At 59.1% G+C, this 22,505-nt stretch carries 2 protein-coding genes; both read right to left on the bottom strand.

Annotated features, from left to right (window positions below; genetic code table 11):
* On the bottom strand, nt 1–20,778 hold the full coding sequence (gene siiEA, locus A7Z29_RS03450; RefSeq protein ID WP_105289784.1) for a BapA-related adhesin SiiEA: 20,778 nt from the start codon (nt 20,776–20,778) through the stop codon (nt 1–3).
* 108 nt (nt 20,779–20,886) lie between these two features.
* Nucleotides 20,887–22,242, bottom strand: a complete 1,356-nt coding sequence (locus tag A7Z29_RS03445; protein WP_105289783.1) for a TolC family outer membrane protein — start codon at nt 22,240–22,242, stop codon at nt 20,887–20,889.
* Nucleotides 22,243–22,505: the final 263 nt, after the last annotated feature.

Here is a 22,505-nt window from a genome sequence, read left to right as displayed (position 1 = left end):
CTACACCACCATCAACTGATGATTCGCCAGCAAAGTGGCGAGGTCGATATGCACGCCCGTCAGCGTGACCACGTTAGCTGTCGCAAAGCCGCCACCTGTGCCGTCGCGGTCGATCTGCACGATGGTGTCGCTGCCGCTCTGGGTAACTTTGACAAAATCACCGATGTTTCCGGCCTGCGCATCCAGCGTTGCCACACCGTTGACGTAGCTGGCTTTGCCGTTTCCGGTGTAGCCGCTGCCCTGTAACAGTTCACGAATATCAATGCGATCGGTGTCGGCGGTGCCCTCCCATGTCCCTACCGTAAAGCCATTCACCACGTCTGAGCCGTTGCCCCCGGTAGCGTCGCTGGCGTTGAGCAATTTATAGAGCAAGGTGTCGTGCCCGCCGTTGCCGATGTTGAGCGTGTCATTACCGCCGCGTCCTTCCAGTTGGTTATCGCCCGTGCTGCCGGTCAGAGTGTCGTTAAAATTCGAGCCGGAAATGCCTTCAATATTGGTAAATGTCGAGGTGTTAAAACCGGTGGCCTGCGCGGCGGTACTGCTTAAGTTAGCGGTCACGCCCACCGTCGAAAGCCGGAAATCAACCACGTCCATCCCGCCGTTTGCCAGCCAGGTTCCGGTGCCAGAGCTGTACACCCAGCCGCCGGAACCGTCGTAGGTGTCGGTGCCTGCGGTGGCAAAAAAGGTGTCGTTATAACCGGTGCCGACGAACTTGCCGTTATTGCTCGCCGTCCCGGCTTCGGCGCTGAGATCGTAAGCGTGAGTGGCATCGGTAGCCTGTAAGCCGCCCCAGGTGGTGTTTACCGTCTGATCGATATTGCTGGCAGTCGCGCCAGTGGATTTGATCAGCACGGCGTTGTAGGTTTCTCCGGCATTCAGCCCGTAGAAATTGACCAGCGCCGAGGTGTCGTTAACCCCCATCCCCGACTGCGGGTTGATGATTTGCGTGGCGACCAGCACTCCCGCCGAGTTGTACAGTTTTACGGTATTGCCGTAATAAACGTTAATGCCGTTGGGATCGGTAATGCGCAGGTGCAGCGAAGTGCCGTAGCTCACCGTGTTGGTGTTGCGGATCAGGAACACGCTGCCCGACTGTTTGGTCACCAGTACATCCACCGCGCCGTCCCAGTCGTAGTCCATTGCCGCCACGCCGCTGGTGGTGCCGCTCTGGCTGCCGCCGAGTACCGACTGCGTCCAGTTGCTGGCTCCGCCAACGTTGGTGTAAAGGTAGGATTGTCCGGTCTGGGCAATACGGGCGATATCCATCAGACCGTCGTGGTTCCAGTCCACCGCCAGGCTAAACTGGCTGGCGTAGGTCGTCGCCGTTGCCCCCACCGCCACCGGACTTCCCAGCACGCCGTTGGTGTTGAATAACAGGGAGCCGTAGTTAGCTCTTCCCTGGCTGGCGGGCAGGAAGAGATCCATATCGCCGTCGCCATCGAAATCCGCCCAGGTCATGGAGACAGACGTCGAGTTGCCGCCGCTGCCCGCCGTGCTGAGGAAGGTATTGATGGTGTTCTGCCCCCAGACAAACGTGCCGTTGCCCTGGCTGATGAGCGAGGACAGCGTGTAATAGTTATTCAGGTTGAAAGTGTGCTGAACCAGGTCAATCCTGCCGTCGTTGTTAAGATCAACGCCAGAACCCTCGTTGAGCGAAAGATACCCCGTCACCGCCCCACCGACCGTGGCGCTCCCCCCGTTGTTGGCAACAGTGGAGTTGCCTACTAGGGTGCCCGCGTTATTCCACAGGAAGGTATTGGAGTCTGGCCCCCCGGCGTCGCCAATCCAGAAATCAAGATAGCCGTCGCCCTCTTTATCAAACGCCACTACCGAGCCATACCACGTCAGAGTGCCAACGGCGACCAGAATGGCACTGGAAAACGTGCCGTCGCCGTTATTGGTAAAGCCGTTGATATAGCCCGTGCCGTAATCATCACGGGTAATAAACAGATCACCCGTACCGTTACGGTCGTAATCGGCAATGGAACTGGTGGCGTAGTTGTTGCCGCTCTGATACAGCGTCAGGGCGGTCTTCGACCAGGTAAGCGGGTCGGTAGATTGCATCACCTGCTGGTTGGCCAGCACCGTCCACATTCCGTGCGTGTCGAGGCCGTAGGTCAGCCCCCAGGCCGTTGTTTTATTGGCGGTCGTCCAGGCTGGCGTGTAATCAATTGCCGCGTTGACTGTCACCGTGCCATTGCTGACGTTGGCGGTGTTGCCGTTGCCCGCCGAGCTTTTCACCTGCGCGGTGACGTTATAAGCAGTTGCGGACGCTGCCAGCGCGTCGGTATCCGGCAGTTGCACATACCAGGTATTGTGCGCCGGATCGACCACTACCGCACCGCCCGGCTGTGAGGTGTAGGTTTTGCCGTTGATCACCACTTCGACGTACTGCCCGCTGGCAAGCGCAGCGGTGATTACGCCGCTGATAATTGGCGTGGTGTCACGCGTGGTCTGGCTGGTGATTTGCGCCAGCGTCGTCGGAATAGAGGTATCAACCGTCAGGATAAAATCACTGGAGGAGGTGATATTCCCCGCCAGATCCACCACTCGCGCGCTGTAGGTATAGGCACCGCTGACCAGACCACTGTCGCTGTAGGTCCAGTTCAGTGCGCCGACCATCGTTACCGCGCCTAACAGCAGGCCGTTGCGGTAGAGGTAAACGACTTCACCGCTGGCAAGCGGGCCGGAGAGCACGCCGTTCAGCAGTGGCGTGGTGTCGTCGGTAGCCTGCGCACTGCTTAATGTCCCCTGCCGCTGCCCGACATCATCGGTATACGACACAATACCTGGCGTGGCGGTGGGGTTAATCGTATCGACCACCACCGTTTTCGACACCACCGGACCGGTGTTCCCGGCCAGATCCAGCACCCGCACCTGATAAACATAGCTGCCGTCGGTCAATGTGCGGCTGTCGGTGTAAGTCCACTGCGTGCCGTTGGTGGTGAGCGTAGTCCAGGTCGCGCCGCCATCAAGGCTAATCTGCGCTACTTCGCCGCTGGCAAGCCCCGCGCCCAGCGAGCCGGTCAGCGTGAGCGTGGTATCACTGGTGATAAAGTCGGTTGCCGAACTCCCCGTATCGGTGCTGATGCTGGCGATGGTCAACACCTGCGCCGGGTTAACGGTATCAATCTGCGCCGACTGGCTTCCGGTGGCACCAACGTTGCCCGCCAGATCGACCACCCGCACCAGCCAGGTTGTCGTGCCGTTAGTCAACGTGCGCCCATCAGCGTATGTCCAGTTCAGGCCGTCTGCCGCCAGCGTCACGTTCACCCAGGTTGCGCCGTTGTCGGTACTGATTTGCGCGAATTCGTTAGCGCCGAGCGCCGCGCCCAGCACGCCGCGCACGGTAAGCGTAGTATCGCTGGTAATAAAGTCGCTGCTGCTGGCTCCGGTGTCATCGCTGATACCGGTAATGGTGATGCTTTTCGCCGCTTCCGGGCTGGTGGTATCGACCACCACGTTTTGCGTCGCGGTCTGCCCGACGTTCCCCGCCAGATCCACCACCCGCACCGTGTAGTTCCAGGTGCCGTCGGTAAGCGTGCGACCATCGGCATAGCTCCAGCTGGTGCCGATAACGGTTAACGTGCTCCAGGTAACACCACCGTCGAGGCTGATTTGCGCCCGTTCATCTGCCGCCAGCGCCGCGCCGAGTGTACCGCGCACGGTCAGCGTCGTGTCGCGAGTAACAAAATCGCTGCTGCTTAAGCCGGTGTCATCGCTAATGCCCGCAATGACGATGGTTTTGCTCGCCAGCGACGCGCTGGTGTCAACGGTGACAATCTGGCTGGCGGTCGCGCCGATATTTCCGGCGGTGTCGATAACCCGCACCTGATAGTTGTAGTTGCCGTCAGTCAGCGTGCGCCCATCAAGGTACGTCCAGGTCAAACCGCTTACCGAAAGATTCTGCCAGGTGGTGCCGCCATCGATACTGATTTGCGCGAACTCGCCGGCAGAAAGCGCCGCGCCCAGCGTGCCGCTCACCGCCAGCGTCGTGTCGCTGGTGATAAAATCGTTAGTGATTAATCCAGTATCGGTGGTGATCGCGCTGATGGCGATGGTTTTCACCGCTGGATCTGGCGCGATGGTGTCGATCACCACGTTCTGGCTGTCAGTCGCGCCGACGTTGCCCGCCGCATCAATCACCCGCACCTGATAGAGATAGTTGCCATCAGTCAGCGTGCGGCTGTCGTTATAGCGCCAGGTCGTGCCGGTCACGGTGAGCGTGCTCCAGGTTGCGCCGCCGTCGATACTGATTTGCGCCGTCTCGTTACTGGCAAGCGCGGCGGTGAGTGAGCCATTGACCACCACCGGGCTGACGCTGGTGATAAAGTCGCTGGCGCTAAGGCCGGTGTCGGCTTGCAGGGAATCGATATTAATGCCCATCGCCGGGGCGCTGAGATCGACGGTAATGGTGTGATTGCTGCTGCCGGTGTTGCCAATGGCGTTGCTCACCGAGGCGTTAATCACGTAGGCATTGCCGTCCGCCAGCGCGGTGACATCGGCGCTGCCGAGGGTGTAGCTCCAGCTACCGCCGGTCTGTACTGTGGTGGTGTAGGTTTTGCCGTTTAAATTCAGGGTCAGCGTCTGCCCGACCGGCGCGGTGGTGGTGCCACTGATAACCAGAGACGAACCGTGTTCCGCCGCGTTCACCACATCATCGCCCGCAAAGGTGTTGATGGTGACGGTGGGGACGTCGCCGTTCAACGTGACGCCACGGCTGCCGCTGCCGGGGTTTCCGGCCTGATCGCTGACCGACGCGCTAATGGTGTAGCTGCCGTCGCTTAATCCGGCAAACTGCTGCGCCGGAATAAATACCGACCAGTTTCCGCCGCTGCCAACCGTTGCGCTCCAGCTCTGACCGTTAAAGGTGACGGTTACCGTCTGTCCCACTTCGGCGGTGGTGGTGCCGCTGATGGTCTGCCCGGCAAGCTGCTCGGCGTTGTTGATAATATCGTCGCCCGCTACCGTGGCGATGGTCACCGTCGGCGCAGCGGTGTCGACGGTCAGGGCGTGCGTGGTTTGACCGGGGTTACCGGCGCGATCGTTCACGCTGGCGGTGATGGTCTGCGCGCCCTGCCCGAGCGTTGCCAGATCCGCCGCAGGTACGTTCAGCGCCCAGGTGCCATTGGCGGCAACCGTGGCGGTATAGGTTTTGCCGCCAAAGGTCACGGTGACCGTCTGCCCCACTTCCGCGCTGGTCGATCCATTAAGGGTTAACGGCTGCTGTTGTTCGGCGGCGTTGAGTCGGTCGTCAGTTGAAACGGTGTTGATGCTGATAACCGGTGCGGTGAGATCCACCGCCACGCTGCGCGAGGCCGTGGCGCTGTTTCCGGCGCTGTCCTGAGCGGAGGCACTAACCGTATAGCTGGTGCCATCCGCAAGCGCCGCAACGTCTGCCGCTGGCACATTCACGCTCCAGCTCCCGTTGCTTTGAATGGTGGCGCTGTAGCCTTTGCCGTTAAGCAACACGGTCACCACTGTGCCTGTCGCAAAATTGGTGCCGGTGCCGCTAAGGATCAGCGCACTGCCTGCTTCGGCGGCGTTAATGAGGTTATCGCCGCTGATGGTGCTGACCGAAAGCGATACCGCCGCCGTATTGACCTGCACGTTATGCGTTTGGGTGCTGCTGTTGCCTGCGCTATCGGTGATGGTGGCGCTGATAGTCACCGTGCCATCCGCAAGGCCGGAAATCACGCTGGCAGGCACGCCGACGCTCCAGTTGCCGCTGGCATCGGTGCTGGTGACATACTGCTGCCCGGCGATGGTCACCACCAGGCGGTCGCCAGCTACCGCGCCCGTGGCGGCGCCGCTGATAATCTGCGCCTGGGTGTGTTCGACGTTGTTAATCACATCATCGCCCGCCACGGTGTTAAAACTGATCACCGGCGCGGTGGTATCGACGGTCACGCCTTTACTGGCGCTGCCAGGGTTACCCGCCAGATCGCTGGCCGTAGCGGTCAGGGTGTAGCCATTATTGGCAAGCGCGGTTAAGTCGCCGGCAGGCAGCGTTAAGCTCCAGCTCCCGTCTGCCTGCACCGTGGTCTGGTAGTTACTGCCGTTAAACGTGACGGTCAGCGTTTGCCCCGCTTCCGCCGTGCTGGTGCCGGAAACCGTCACACCTGCCGCCGCTTCGCTGGCGTTGATGATGTTATCGCTGGCAATGGTGTTGATGGTCACCGTTGGCGCGGCGCTATCGACGCTGTATTCATGCGTTGCCGTGGCGCTGTTGCCGTTAACGTTTGTCACCCGCACCTGGGCGCTGGCATCGCCATCACGCAGAGCCGCCATATCCGCTGCCGGAACGGTGGTGCTCCAGCTACCGTTTGCCGCCACCGTGGTGGTGTAGGTTTTGCCGCCAAAGGTAATGGTAACGGTTTGCCCCGTTTCGACGCCGGAGGTGCTGCCGGAGAGCGTTAACGCTGCACCTTTTTCGGCGGCGTTTATCACATCATCGGCGGTGATGGCGTTAATGCTGATAGCGACAGCAGTGAAATCAACGGTCAGCGGATGGGTAATGCTGGTTTGCGTTCCGGCACTGTTCGCGCCGCTAACGGTAATATTCAGCGTTCCCGCAGGCCAGTTGCTGACATCCGCCGCCGGAACGCCGACGCTCCAGGTGCCGTTCGCCAGCACCGTGGCGGCGTAAGTTTGGTTATTTATCACCACCGTCAACGCCGTACCTGCGGCAAAGCCGGAGCTGCTGCCGGTGATCACCTGTGCCTGAGCGTGTTCGATGATATTGACCACATCATCGCCAGCGACAGTATCGACCCGCAGACCGGGCAGACTGGCATCGATGGTGATATCGCGCGTGCCGCTACCGATGTTGCCAACGGCGCTGGTCACCGAGGCGTTAACCGTTAACTCACCGTTACCCAACGCCTGCCAGTCGGCGGCAGGTACGCTCACATTCCAGCTTAAATCTGGCTGGACGGTGGCGGTGTAAGTTTTACCGCCCAGTTCAACGGTGACGGTGCTGCCCGCCGCCGCCCCGGTGACCTGGCCGCTGATGGTTTGCGCACTGCCTGCTTCGGCGGCGTTGATAATATCGTCCGTCGCCACCGGATTGATGGTGACGCCCGGCAGCGCGGTATTGACCTGTACGTTATGGCTGGCGGTGCTGCTGTTGCCCTGAGCGTTGGTGACGCTCGCCGTGACGCTGTAGGTGGCTTCACCCAGCGCACTGACCGCCGAGGCAGGAACGGTGACGCTCCAGTTGCCGGAGGCGTCGGTGGTGGCGCTGTAGTTTTGTCCGTTCAGCGTGACGGTGATCGCCGTACCCGCAGGCTGATCGCTGGTGCCGGAAAGCGCCAGATCAGATCCTTTTTCCGTCGCGTTGATCACATCATCGCCCGCGATGGTGTTGATACCAATCACTGGCGCTGTGAGGCTGACGGTAACGGTGCGGCTGGCGTCATCGCTGTTGCCTGCCCGATCGCTGACGCTGGCAGTGATCGTCTGCGCACCGCTACCCAGCGCCGTCACATCCGCCGCCGGTACTCCGACGCTCCAGTTACCGGAGGCGTCCAACGTGGTGGTGTAGGTTTTGCCGTTGAGCACAACGCTCACCACATCGCCCGCTTCCCCGCCGCTGCTGGTGCCGGAGATCACCAGCGCCTGCGCGTGCTCGGCGTCGTTGATGATGTCATCGCCTGCCACGGTGTTAATGGTAAGAACCGGCGCGGTGGTGTCTATCGCCAGATTATGGCTGGCGTTGCCGGGGTTGCCCGCTTTGTCGTTGACCGTGGCGCTGACGGTGTAATTGCTTGCGGTGAGCGCGCCCAGGGCTGAAGTGGGAACGCTGACGCTCCAGCTACCGTCCGTCTGTACATTACCGGTGTAGGTTACGCCGTTAAGGGTGACGCTCACCGTCTGCCCGGTTTCGGCGGTGCTGGTGCCGCTGAGGGTGAGTGGGCTTCCGGCCTCCGTGGCGTTAAGAATGTCATCGCTGGCGATGGTGTTTATGGTGAGCGTCGGCGCACTGGCGTCAACGCTATACGCATGGGTTGCCGAAGCGTTATTGCCGCTCGCGCTGCTGACGCTGGCCTGCACGTTCGCCGCGCCGTCTGGCAGAGTTGCCAGATCTGCCGCCGGAACCGTTACGCTCCAGCTTCCGTTGGCGGCGACGCTTGCGGTGTAGGTTTTGCCGCCAAAAGTGACGGTGACGGTTTGCCCGCTTTCAATCCCGCTGGTGCTGCCGGAAAGGGTCAGATCGGCACCTTTTTCAGCGGCATTAATTACGTCGTCGCTGGCAACGGTGTTGATGCTGATAGCCACCGCTGTTAAATCGACGGTGAACGGATGGCTGACGCTGACCGGGTTTCCGGCGCTGCTCTGCCCTGCTACCTCAACGGTTAACGGCCCCGCAGGCCAGGCGCTGACGTTTGCCGCCGGAATGCCGACACTCCAGCTACCGTCTGCCTGTACCGTGGCGGCATAGGCCGTGCCGTTGATGGTGACCGTCAGCACGGCGCCGGTATTCAAACCGCTGCTGCCACCAGTGATCACCAGCGCCTGTCCGTGCTCTATGCTGTTGACGATATCATCGCCCGAGACGGTATCCACGCGCAGACCTGGCAGGTTGGCGTCAATGGTGATATCCCGCGTGCCGCTACCAGTATTGCCATTAGCGTTGGTGACCGAGGCGTTAATGGTCAAATCACCATTACCCAACGCCTGTAAATCGGCTGCCGGAACGCTGACGCTCCAGCTTAAATCGGCCTGAACTTGTGCAGTATAAGTATTGCCGCCCAGCGTGACGGTCACCATATCGCCTGCGGCGGCGCGGGTCACCACCCCGCTGATGGTTTGATCAGCGCCCACTTCAGCGGCGTTGATAATATCGTCGCCCGCCACGGTGTTGATGGTGACGCCCGGCAGGCCGCTGTCGACCAGTAAATTCGCCTGGCTGCTGGCGGTGTTGCCTGCCGCACTGGTGGCGCTGGCGCTGACGGTATAGTTGGCCTGGCCTAAGGCCGCCAGATCGCTCACCGGTACGGTTAACGTCCAGTTGCCCGCCGCGTCGGTGGTGGCGCTGTAGTTATGACCGTTGAGCGTGACGGTGACCTGCGCGCCCGTCGCCAGCCCCGTACTGCTACCGCTAATGGTCAACGGCTGACCTTTTTCATCGGCATTCAGCACGTTATCGCCGCTGATGGCGTTAAAGGTAATGGTTGGCAGGCCGGTATTGACCGTCACCTGATGCGTGGCGCTGCCGCTGTTGCCCCCGGCATCGGTGACGCTGGCGTTGATGGTGACCGTGCCGTTTGCCAGCGCCGAAACGACGCTCGACGGTACGCCGACGCTCCAGTTACCGCTGGCATCCAGCACGGTGGTGAAGGTATTGGTGCCAATAGTCACCGTCACGGTGCTACCGGTTGCCGCACCCGTGGCGGAGCCGCTGATAATCTGCGCCTGGGCGTGTTCCGTCGCGTTGATCACATCATCACCCGCCACCGTGTTGATGGTGACAACCGGAACGGAAGTATCCACCGTCAGGTTGTGGTTAACCGAGGCCGGGTTACCGGCTTTGTCGCTCACCACCGCGCTGACGGTATAGTTGCTGGCGGTCAGCGCGCTTAACGCTGCTGGCGGCACGCTGACGCTCCAGCTACCGTCCGTTTGTACGGTGCCGGTATAATTTGCGCCATTGAGCGTAACGGTCACCGTCTGCCCCGCTTCCGCCGTGCTGCTGCCGGTGATGGTCAGCGCCGTACCGGCTTCGGTGGCATTAAGAATATCGTCCGTGGCGATGGTGTTGATGGTGACCGTTGGCGCGCTGGCATCGACGCTGTAAGCGTGGGTGGTGGTGGCGCTGTTGCCGTTAACGTTGCTGACGCTGGCCTGTGCGCTGGCGTCGCCATCACGCAGGGTTGCCATATCCGCCGCCGGAACCGTGGTGCTCCACGAACCATCTGCCGCGACGCTTGCAGTGTAGTTTTTGCCGCCAAAGGTCACGGTGACCGTTTGCCCGGCCTCCACGCCGGACGTGCTGCCAGAGAGCGTTAACGCCGCGCCTTTTTCAGCGGCGTTTATCACATCATCGGCGGTAATGGTGTTAATGCTGATAGCGATCGCCGTGAGATCGACGGTGACCGGGTGCGTGACGCTGACCGGATTTCCGGCGGTGGTGCTACCACTCGCCGTAATCGTGACCGTCCCCGCAGGCCAGGCGCTGACATCCACAGCCGGAACGCCGACGCTCCATGAACCATCAGCTAAAACCGTTGCGCTATAGTTCTGGCTATTAATCGAAACCGTGAGTACGGCACCCGCTGCCAGACCAGAACTACTGCCGGTTACCACCAGTGCCTGACCGTGCTCGATGATATTCACCACATCATCGCCAGCGACGGTATCGACCCGCAGACCAGGGAGATTAGCGTCAATGGTAATGTCACGCGTACCGCTGCCAGTATTGCCCACGCTGTTCGTCACCGAAGCCGAAATGCTCAACTCGCCGTTGCCCAACGCCTGTAAAGCGGCTGCCGGAACATTAATACTCCAGCTTAAATTGGCCTGCACTGTCGCCGTGTAAGTCTCGCCACCCAGCGTGACGGTTACCGTGTCGCCCGCCGCTGCGCCTGTAACCTGACCGCTGATAGTTTGATCTACCCCAGCTTCGGCGGCGTTAATAATATCGTCCGTTGCCACAACGTTAATGGTGACGCCAGGCAGCGCGGTATTGACCTGTACGTTATGGCTGGCGGAACCGCTGTTGCCAGCGGAGTCAGTAGCGGCGGCGGTCACGGTATAAGTCGCTTCACCAAGCGTACCAACCGCAGACGCCGGAACGGTCACGCTCCAGTTACCGGAAGCATCGGCTGTGGTGGTGTAATTTTGCCCGTTAAGCGTCACTGTTACCTGCGTGCCCGCAGGCTGGTTGCTGCTGCCGGAAATCGCCAGATCCGCGCCTTTCTCCGTGGCGTTGATGATGTCGTCGACGGCGATGGTGTTAATGCCGAGTACCGGAGCACCGAGCGCCACGCTGACGATGTGCGAGGCTGTGCCGCTGTTGCCTGCGGAGTCGGTGACCGTGGCGGTAATGGTCACATCGCCCTGCGCCAGTGCGGAAATCACGCTGGCAGGCACGCCGATGCTCCAGTTGCCGTTGGCGTCCAGCACGGTGGTGTAGGTGGTCGTGCCAATCGTCACGGAAACCGTGTTACCTGTGGTCGCGCCCGTTGCCGAGCCGCTGATAATCTGCGCCTGGCTGTGTTCCGTGGCGTTAATGATGTCGTCGCCCGCCACCGTGTTGATGGTGACGACTGGGGCAATCAGATCCACCGCCAGATTATGCGTTGCCGAGGCCGGATTTCCGGCTTTGTCGCTGACCGCCGCGTTGACGGTATACGAGCTGGCGGTGAGATTCGCTAAATCGCCAGTTGGTACGCTGATGCTCCAGCTTCCGTCTGCTTGTACGTTGCCGCTGTAATTGACGCCGTTTAGCGTCACGGTCACCATCTGCCCGGCTTCTGCCGTGCTGGTGCCGCTGATGGTCAGCGCCGTTCCGGCTTCGGCGGCATTAAGAATATCGTCCGTGGCGATGGTGTTGATGGTGACAGAGGGCGCGGTGGCATCAACGCTGTAAGCATGTGTTGTCTGGGCGATGTTGCCTGCTACGTTGCTGACGCTGGCTTGTACGTTTGCTGCACCGTCTGGTAAAGCCGAGAGATCGACGGCTGGGATTGTCATCCCCCAGGTATTATCCGCAGCAACCGTCGTGGTGTAGCTTTTGCCGCCAAAAATAACGGTAATAGTCTGCCCCGCCTCCACGCCGAAGGTGGTGCCGGAGAGCTGCAAATCACTGCCCTTTTCGGCGGCGTTAATCACATCGTCGCCGGAAAGTGTATTGATGGTAATCGCCACGTCAGCGAGATCGACCGTGACCGGATGGCTAATACTGGTAGTTGTTCCGGCAGTGTTAGTGCCTGTAACCGTAATATCGACTGTCCCCGCAGGCCAGTTAGCGACATCCGTCGCCGGAACGCCCACGCTCCAGGTGCCATCGGCTAATACCGTTGCGCCATAGGTGACGCTGTTGATTTCCACGGTTAGTGGCGTCCCCACCGCCAGTCCGGTACTGCTACCAGTGACAACCAGCGCCTGACCGTGTTCGATAATATTGACCACATCATCGCCTGCCACGGTATCGACGCGCAGACCAGGCAGGTTGGCGTCTATCACGATGTCGTGCGTGGCGGTGCCGGTATTGCCTGTGGTGTTGGTCACCGAGGCGCTGATGGTCAGCTCACCGTTACCCAACGCCTGCAAATCTGCCGCCGGCACGCTGACACTCCAGCTTAAATCTGGTTGCACGGTAGCGGTATACTGGTTGCCACCAAGCGTGACCGTCACCGTATTCCCCGCCTGCGCCGTTCCCGTTACCTGACCGCTAATCGTCTGGTTAACGGCGATTTCAGCGGCGTTGATAATGTCATCGCCCGAAACGGTATTAATGATTACCCCAGGCAGGAGGGATTCGACATTCACCGTATGGGTGGTAGCACCGCTGTTGCCCGCGCTGTCGGTGGCGCTGGCGCTAATCTGGTACACAGCCTCGCCCAATGCGCCGACTGCCGAAGCCGGCACGGTAACGCTCCAGTTGCCAGAACCATCGGTGGTGGCGCTGTACGCCAGGCCGTTCAACATCACGGTGACCGTGGTGCCGGTCGCCAGACCGCTGGAGCCGCCGCTGATGGTCAGATCCTGGGTTTTCTCGGTATTGTTAATGATGTCATCGCCGGAGACGGTGTTGATGGTCAACGTCGGGCCGCTGAGATCAACGGTCACATCGTGAGTCGTGCTGTCGCTGTTGCCCGCGCGATCGCTCAGGCTGGCGGTGATCGTCTGGCTTCCGGTTGCCAGCGCCGTGACATCCGCCGCCGGAATACCCACGCTCCAGTTACCGGAGGCATCCAGCGTGGTAGTGTAGTTTTTACCGTTCAGCGTGACGGTTACCACATCACCCGCCGCCGCGCCCGTGCTGGTGCCGCTCACCACCAGCGCCTGACCGTGTTCGATGGCGTTGATAATGTCATCGCCCGCGACGGTATTAATGGTGAGATCCGGCGCGGTGACATCCACCGCCAGTGCGTGGTCGGCGCTTGCCTGGTTGCCCGCTTTGTCGCTCACCGTCGCAGTCACGGTATAACTGCTGGCGGTTAATCCGCTTAATTCCGTTGCCGGAACGTTCACGCTCCAGGTGCCATCGGCCTGGACGGTGGTCTGGTAAGTGTTGTTATTGAGCGTGACGGTCAGCGTCTGCCCGGCCTGCGCCGTGGTGGTGCCGCTGATGGTTACTCCCGCGCCCGCTTCGCTCACGTTGAGAATATCGTCACTGGCGATGGTGTTAATAGTCACAAGCGGCGCGGTGGCATCGACGCTGTACGCGCGATCCGCCTGGGCATTATTGCCGTTAATGTTGCTGACGCTCGCCTGCACGTTGCCCGCGCCGTCCGGCAGCGCAGCGAGATCGGCAGGCGGCACATTCACCGTCCAGCTACCGTTGGCTTCCACGGTAGCGGTGTAATTTTTGCCACCGAAGGTCACGGTCACCGTCTGCCCGGCTTCCACGCCGCTGGTGCTGCCGCTTACGACCAGCGTTTCGCCTTTTTCGACGGCGTTGATCACATCATCGCCGGAAAGGGTGTTAATGGTGATAGCGACCGCCGCCAGATCGACGGTGACTGGATGGGTAATGGTGGAGGTTGTTCCGGCGCTGTTGGTGCCGCTTACCGTAATATCGACCGTTCCCGCAGGCCAGTTACTGACGTCTGCCGCCGGAACGCCGAGGTTCCATGTGCCGTCGGCTAACACTGTCGCGCCGTAAGTGACGTTATTGATAACGACCGTTAACGCGGTTCCCACCGTTAATCCGGTGCTGCTCCCGGTGATCACCAGCGCCTGATTGTGCTCAATGCTGTTAATAACATCATCACCCGCTACGGTATCGACACGCAGGCCAGGCAGATTGGCATCGATAGTGATGTCTCGCGAGCCGCTGCCGGTGTTGCCGACGACGTTGGTCACCGAGGCGTTAACCGTCAAGGAGCCGTTACCCAGCGCCTGAATATCCGCCGCCGGAACGCTGACACTCCAGCTTAAATTAGCCTGCACCGTGGCGGTGTAGGTATTGCCGCCCAGCGTAATGGTGACCGTATCTCCCTGCGCCGCACCCGTGACCTGGCCACTGATGGTTTGCGCGTTGCCCGCTTCGGCAGCGTTGATAATATCGTCGGTCGCCACCGCGTTAATGGTGACACCAGGCAGCGCGGTATTGACCAGCACGTTATGGCTGGCGGAATTGCTGTTGCCTGCCGTATCGGTGACGTTCGCGGTTACCGTGTAGTTGGCTTCACCCAGCGCGCTAACCGCCGAGGCTGGCACCGTGGCGATCCAGTTGCCGTTGCTATCGGTAGTGGCAGTGTAATTTTGACCGTTTAGCGTCACCGTAACCGTAGTGTCCGCTGGCTGATTACTGGTGCCGGTGATTTGCAGATCCGCACCTTTTTCCGTGGCGTTAATCACGTCATCTGTAGCAATGGTGTTGATGCCAATTGTCGGCGAGGTGAGATTCACAGTAACCGTGCGGCTGGCGTCGTCGCTGTTGCCTGCCGCGTCGGTAATGGTCGCGGTGATGGTTTGTGCGCCGCTGCCCAGCGCAGTGACATCTGCCGCCGGAACGCCGACGCTCCAGTTGCCGGAAGCGTCCAGCGTGGTGGTGTAGGTTTTACTGTTTAACGTGACGGTGATGACATCGCCCGCTTCGCCACCAGTGCTGGAACCGGAGATCACCAGCGCCTGCCCGTGCTCGGTAGCGTTAATTATGTCATCGCCGGAGACAGTGTTGATGGTCAGCACTGGAACAGTGAGATCCACCGCCAGGCCGTGAGTGGCGGTCGCCGGGTTACCCGCTTTATCGCTTATCGAGGCGCTGACCGTGTACTGGCTGGCGGTCAGATTGCTGAGATCCGCCGTCGGTACGCTGACGCTCCAGCTGCCGTCCGCCTGGACGGTGCCAGTATAAGTCACGCCATTAAGGGTAACGGTGACCATCTGCCCCGCTTCGGCGGTAGTGGTGCCGCTGATGGTTAACGGATTGCCCGCCTCGGCGGCGTTAAGAATATCGTCAGTGGCGATGGTGTTAATGGCAAGCGTCGGTGCCGTGGCATCGATGCTATAGGCGTGTGTCGCCGAAGCCGTGTTGCCGTTAACGTTGCTGACGCTGGCCTGTACCGTGGCGTCGCCATCGCGTAACGCGTTGAGATCGGCGGCAGGCACGGTGGTTGTCCAGCTACCATCGCCCGCTACGGTCGCGGTATAGGTTTTTCCGCCAAAGGTGACGGTGACCGTTTGCCCCGCTTCCACGCCAGAGGTGCTGCCGGACAGGGTTAAATCTGCCCCTTTTTCGGCGGCGTTAATCACATCATCACCGGAAACGGTGTTAATGGAGATCGCCACCGCCGCCAGATCGACGGTGACCGGGTGGGTAATAGTGACCGGGTTTCCGGCGCTACTGGCACCTGAAACCGTGATATTCACCGTCCCCGCAGGCCAGTTGCCCACATCTGCCGCAGGAACGCCAACGCCCCATGTGCCATCGGCTAATACTGTTGCAGCGTAAGTGACCGTGTTAATCACCACCGTCAGTGCCGCGCCCGTCGCCAGCCCACTGCTGCTACCGGTGATCACCAGCGCCTGAGCGTGCTCGATGCTGTTGACCACATCATCGCCCGCCACGGTATCAACGCGCAGACCTGGCAAATTGGCGTCGATAGTAATATCTCGCGAACCGCTGCCGGTGTTGCCAACGCCGTTGGTCACCGAAGCGTTAACCGTCAGATCGCCATTACCGATGGCCTGAATATCCGCCGCCGGAACGTCCACGCTCCAGCTTAAATTGCCCTGCACGGTGGCGGTGTAGGTTTTCCCGCCAAGCGTTACGGTGACGGTATCGCCCGCCGCCGCGCCCGTCACCTGGCCGCTGATGGTCTGCGCCACGCCCGATTCGGCGGCGTTAATAATATCGTCGCTCGCCACCGGATTAATGGTGACGCCAGGCAGCGCGGTATTGACCTGCACGTTATGGCTGGCGGAATTGCTGTTACCTGCACTGTCGGTGACGTTCGCCGTCACCGTGTAGCTGGCTTCGCCCAGCGCACCTACTGCGGAAGCGGGCACCGTGGTGCTCCAGTTACCTGCTGCGTCCGTCGTGGCGGTGTAATTTTGCCCGTTAAGCGTCACCGTAATTGCGGTGCCTGCGGGCTGGTTGCTGGTGCCGCTGATTTGCAGATCCGCGCCTTTTTCCGTGGCGTTAATCACGTCATCGGTGGCGATAGTGTTAATGCCAATGGTCGGCGCGGTAAGGTTAACGGTGACCGTGTGCGTCTCAATATCGTTATTGCCCGCCGCATCGGTAACGCTCGCCGTTACGGTTTGTGAACCGCTGCCCAGCGCGGTGACATCCGCTGCCGGAACGCCGACGCTCCAGTTGCCGGAGGCATCCAGCGTCGTGGTATAGGTTTTACTGTTTAGCGTGACGGTAACGACATCCCCCGCTTCCCCGCCGGTGCTGGAACCGGAAATCACCAGCGCCTGCCCGTGTTCGGCGGCGTTAATAATATCGTCGCCCGCAATGGTGTTGATAGTCAGTACCGGAACGGTGAGATCCACCGCCAGATTATGCGTGGTGCTCGCCGGGTTGCCCGCTTTGTCATTGACCGTCGCGGTCAGGGTGTGGCTGCCATCCGTCAATGCCTCAAGATCTGCCGCCGGAACGTTAATGCTCCAACTGCCGTCGGCCTGTACCGTTGCCTGATACGTCTGCACGGTCGGGCTATTAAGCGTTACCGTAACAATCTGCCCCGCTTCGGCGGTGGTGCTGCCGCTCACCGTCACGCCCGCGTCGGCTTCACTGGCGTTGACGATATTGTCGCTGGCAACGGTATTGATAATGATGGTTGGCGCGCTGCTATCAACACTGTAGTTATGCACCGCCGAGGCGCTATTGCCGTTGACGTTGCTGACGCTGGCCTGCGCGGAGGCGCTGCCCTCGGGTAATGCCGCTAAATCGGCGGCAGGAACGGTGGCAGTCCAGCTACCATCGCTCGCCACGCTGGCAGTGTAATTTTTCCCGCCAAAGGTAACGGTGACGGTTTGACCGGGTTCTACGTTAGTGGTGGTGCCGGAAAGAGTTAAATTAGCGCCTTTTTCTGCGGCGTTAATCACATCGTCCGTGGCGATGGTGTTGATGGTGATCGCCGCCGGAGTGAGATCGACCGTAACGGGATGGGTGATGCTTATCGGATTTCCGGCGCTACTTTCCCCGGACACGGCAACCGTCACCGTCCCCGCAGGCCAGGCGCTAACCTGCGTCGCTGTAACACCCACGCTCCAGCTACCATCGGCCTGCACCGCAGTAGTGTATTCGACGTTATTAATTGTGACGGTTAGCGGCGTGCCTTCAGCCAGCCCCGAGCTGCTGCCGGTAACCACCAGCGCCTGCCCATGTTCGATGATATTGACCACATCATCGCCCGCCACCGTATCGACCCGCAGACCGGGCAGATTGGCGTCGATGGTGATATCCCGCGTGCCGCTGCCGGTGTTACCGTTTTGATTGGTGACCGAGGCATTAACCGTTAAATCACCATTACCCAGCGCCTGAATATCTGCTGCCGGAACGCTCACGCTCCAGCTTAAACCAGCCTGGACGGTAGTCGTGTAGGTATTACCGCCCAACGTAATAGTTACCGTGTCGCCAACGGCGGCTCCCGTCACCTGCCCGCTGATGGTTTGCGCAGCGCCCGCTTCGGCGGCGTTAATAATATCGTCGGTTGCTACCGGGTTAATGGTCACGCCGGGCAGTGAGCTGTCGACCAGGAGGTTATGGCTGGCGGTGGCGCTGTTGCCAATACTACTGGTCACCGCTGCCGTCACCGTGTAGTTGGCCTGGCCTAATGCGGTTACCGCCGACGCCGGAACGGTGACGCTCCAGTTGCCGGAGGCGTCGGTCGTGGTGGTGTAATTTTGCCCGTTCAGCGTCACGGTGATGGCGGTATTAACAGGTTGATCGCTGGTGCCGGTAATTTGAACATCGGCTCCTTTTTCGCTGGCGTTAATCACATCATCGCCAGCAATGGTATTAATTCCAACCACTGGCGCGGCGGTATTAACCGTGACGGTGAGTGCCTGGCTGCCGCTGTTTCCGGCGCGGTCAGTCACTGAAACGTTGATCGGATAACTGCCGTCCACCAGCCCGCTGACAACGGAAGCCGGAACGCCCAGGCTCCAGTTGCCGGAAGCATCCACCACCGTGGTGTAATCCACATTATTCAGCGTCACGGTGACAATATCGCCAGCCTGCGCGCCGGTAACCGTGCCGCTGATGATTTGCGCCTGGGTATGTTCCGGCGTGTTAATGACGTTATCAGTCGCCACCGGATTAATGGTCACCACAGGCGGCGTGGCATCGACCAGCGCCACGCGTGAAACGCTGCTCGGGTTACCAGCAACATCGTTCACGCTGGCGGTGACCGTGGCGTTGCCGTCAGCCAGTGCGTCAACGTTGGCGGCGGGAACCGTCACACTCCATGTGCCATCTGGTTGCACGATGCCCTGATACGTCTGCCCGTTAAGCGTCACCGTTACCGTCTGCCCCGGCTGGGCGTCAGTGGTGCCAGTGATGGGCAGATCCTGCCCGCTTTCGGCGGCGTTGATGATGTTGTCGGCGGTCAGTGGATCAATGCTTAAGGCCGGCGCCTGGCTATCGACGGTAATGGTGCGGGAGGTGTTGCCGGTATTACCGCTGAGATCCGTCACAGAAGCGGTAATCGCTACCGCACCGTCAGGCAGATCACCCATATTGGCAGCGGGTACTGTCAGACTCCAGGAGCCATCGGCCTGCACGGTAGTGGTAAAACTCTGTCCAGCCAGGGTTACTGTGACGGTTTGTCCTGTCTCGGCCTGTTGAGTGCTACCGGTAAGGGTCAGTGGCGCACCTTTTTCTGCGCCACTGATAATGTCATCGCCGGAGACGGTGTTAATGGTGATCAACGGAGAAACACCTACCAGCGTGATTGCACGAGACGCCGCGCCGGTATTTCCTGCAGCATCTGTCACGGTGACGAAAATCGTATTGGCTCCGCGATCCAGCGTGCGGGTTACCGCCGGATCCAGCGCCACATTCCAGCTACCGTCTGCCAGCACGACGCCCGTCAGGGCATGAGCGCCCAATTTCACAGTCACCGTATCGCCAGGAGAAGCACCGCTGACATTTCCGGAGATGATCTGTGCGACGGCCTGTTCGGCATTATTAAGAATATCGTCGCCCGCCACGGTGTTGACGTTAATCGTCGGCGCGCTGGTATCTACCACGAAATTCGCGCTGTTGCTGGTGGTGTTTCCTGCCCGGTCGCTGACGCTGGCATTTACGGCGTAGTTACCATCTGCCAACGCCTGCACTTCTGCGGCAGGCAGCGCCACCTGCCATGTGCCATCGCTACCGACGGTTGCTGTATGGCTTTTACCATTTACTGTCAGTGTAACGATTTGCCCGGCTTCAGCATTCGAAGTCCCGCTCAGTACCAGCGCGGCGTTATGTTCTGCGGCGCTGACAATGTTGTCCTGGGCGATGGTGTTGATGGCAAGCGTTGGCGGTTGGGTATCGACCGTTAGCAGCTGCGCGCCGGTGACGGTATTGCCTGTGGCGTCTTTCCCACTGACCAGCACCGCCTGATTCCCTTCGCCTAACGCCTGGGCGTCAGCGGTCGGCACCTGCACGCTCCACGCGCCGTTAGCACCTACGCTGGTCGTGTAGGTTTTACCGTTTAGCGTGACGCTGAGTTCTGTTCCCTGCGGCAAGTTGCTCGTCGTGCCTGAAAGCGTAAATCCGGCGGCCTGTTCGCTGGCGTTAATAATGTTATCGCCTGCGGTGGTGGCGACCTGCACGCTGGCCTGGCTGTCGTCGATGGTTAACGTTATCGAACCAGCGTCAGTGATGGTGCTGCCGACAATTTGCACCACTGACCAGGTATGTTCACCTGCACTTTGCGTGGGTAAAGAGACGCTCCAGTGCCCGTTGCTGTCTACCTGAGTACTGGCAATAGTATTGCCGTTGCTGTCTTTGATTTGGATGGTCGCACCCGCCTGCCCGCTACCGCTAAAGGTTGGCGTGGTGTCATCGGTGATGTCATTGGTGGCAAGAATACCGCGCTGATCGCCCTGATTATCGGTGACTAAAAATGATGGGGTCGCATTGCCTGGCTCGGCGGGTGGCGGAGGGTTGTTAACCACTTCAGTTTTTGAATCGTCATCGCCACCGCTTGCCAGTAAAGCGCCAAGCGCACCGCCACCTACCGCCGCACCGGCTAACCATCCCCACGGGAAGGTGCTGGTCTGAGCAACGGTATCAAGAAATGGCGCAATGCTTTCAATAGCGGTGGTCTGGGCGCTCAGTTCTACGGGGGCTAATCCCCCCGCTGCGGCATCGGCAAACGTTACGTGAGTTAGCTGTTGTCCATCGGCAAAGACCAGTTCCGATTGTTCAGTGGTATTTGCCGCTTGCAGGAAATAGCCGTTGCAACGGATAACCGTGCCATCCTGCATATAGATCAACAGATCATTTCCTTCGCGAACGTAACGCGCAACGGCAGATGCCTGAGCATGAACCTGCACCACAGAGGGCTCATAAATAACAACCGTAACGCCGCCAGGATTAATCAGCGTTTGTTTGACGGATGTTTTACGCGAAATAACATCAATAATCAGGCTCATAATGGCATTCCTGATAAATGGCGCACATCCTTAGCGAGTCCATTTATCTAAATAAGACAAAGGTAATAACTCAACAACGATGCCTACCTGATATTAATAATGGCAGGATTATTTTAAATCGGGTAAGTCGTTGTATAAGCCCTGTTTAATTCCCGCTAATGGAATAAGGTTATTAACCGCAGCGGCATAATTTACTGCGGCAACCCAGCCATCATAACTGGCATTTATTTCAGCCGATTGCGCCTGAAAGACATCTTGCTCGACGGTTAATAGATCATTCAGACTGCGTTTACCTAATTTATATTCATTTTGATACACATCTCGCGTTTTGTGTGCACTTTCGGATTGCGCTAAACCGGCTTCTTCGCGCCCCCGTGCGCCAGTCCAGTTGGCATACGCCACTGATGCCCGTTGTAATACATCCAGTTTTGCCTGTTCGACCTGCGAGGCGGAGATTTTTTGTTGCCCTTCGGCCTGTTGTACCTGGGCAGAAACCGCACCGCCCTGATACAACGGCGCGTTAACGTTCAGCTGTAACTGGTCGTCCCAGTACGAGCGATCGCTGATCTGGTAGCGCGTTTTGCCTCCCTGAATACTAAGCGTCGGCCAGTATTGCGCTTTGGTTTTTTCCACGCCGTACTGTGCCGACTGGCGTAAATTTTCTGCCGCCAACACCAGCGGAATGGACTGGTAATCAATATTTTTTAGCGATACCGGCTGCTCGGCTAATTCCGCAGGTGGCGCGGCTATCGCCTCCGGCTGTACGCCAGTCAGCACCGCCAGTTGCGCTTTGGCGCTCGCCATTTGCGCCTGATATTGCTCCAGCGTCGAGCGCATTCCGGCAATGCGTGTCTGAGCCTGCAATTCATCAGAAGATGAGTTCAGGCCGGCGTTGGCGCGTAGTGCCGCCATGTTGTAGACATTTTCCAGCGAGTGGATATTACGTTGAGCCGCATCGCACAAAGCCTGATAACGGCTAACTTCCATATAGGTGGTCGCCGTTTTCTCTGCGACATCGGTTAGGGTTGCCATCAATTTAAAGCGGTAGCTGTCACGAGCGGCAGTTTGCAGTTTGATATCGTTGTTCGTTTTACCAAAGTCATACACCAACTGCGTCAGGGTTATGCCATACGAAACGTTGTTATCAAGCCTGCCGCTGGAGTCCGTTTGTCGGGACGGCCCCGCGTTACCGGTTAAGCCAACGTGCGGATACCAGGCACTTTTGGCTTCATCGATTTGCGCTTCGCCAATACCTATCTGCGCCGCCTGTTGGGTGACGTCGGGGTTTCGCGCAAATGCGCGTAATATACTCTCCTGTAAGGATAAACTGGCAACCGACGTAACCGCAGGGGCGTTAGCCCATTGTGGTAATGGCGCTGCAAGCGCGTTTTCTCCCATCACAATAAAACTTATTAAAAATATCAGGCATTTATTTTTACGGTTTTTTAATTGTAATCGCGCCATAGATAAGTCACTTCCTTCCAGGTCATTATTTTAACTGGTTTTTATAACCAGCCTCATTTTATTTAAGAAGGGTAATAACTTGTGCATCTCTTTCGTTTTTATTCCCCCTATTAAAAGAAATGCAGCTAAAAAGCTTATACGTTATTTATTAAGAATACACTACGAGTTTTAGATTACCATCATCCGCATTGAGAATAATCCATAGTAAGAAGTGATAAGAATCACAGTTTTATCGTGTATATACCATTTTTTTGTGACTTATT

The organism is Escherichia sp. MOD1-EC6842 (assembly GCF_002965705.1).
GTDB classification, from domain to species: domain Bacteria; phylum Pseudomonadota; class Gammaproteobacteria; order Enterobacterales; family Enterobacteriaceae; genus Escherichia; species Escherichia ruysiae.
This window is presented reverse-complemented; position numbering and strand designations above follow the sequence as displayed.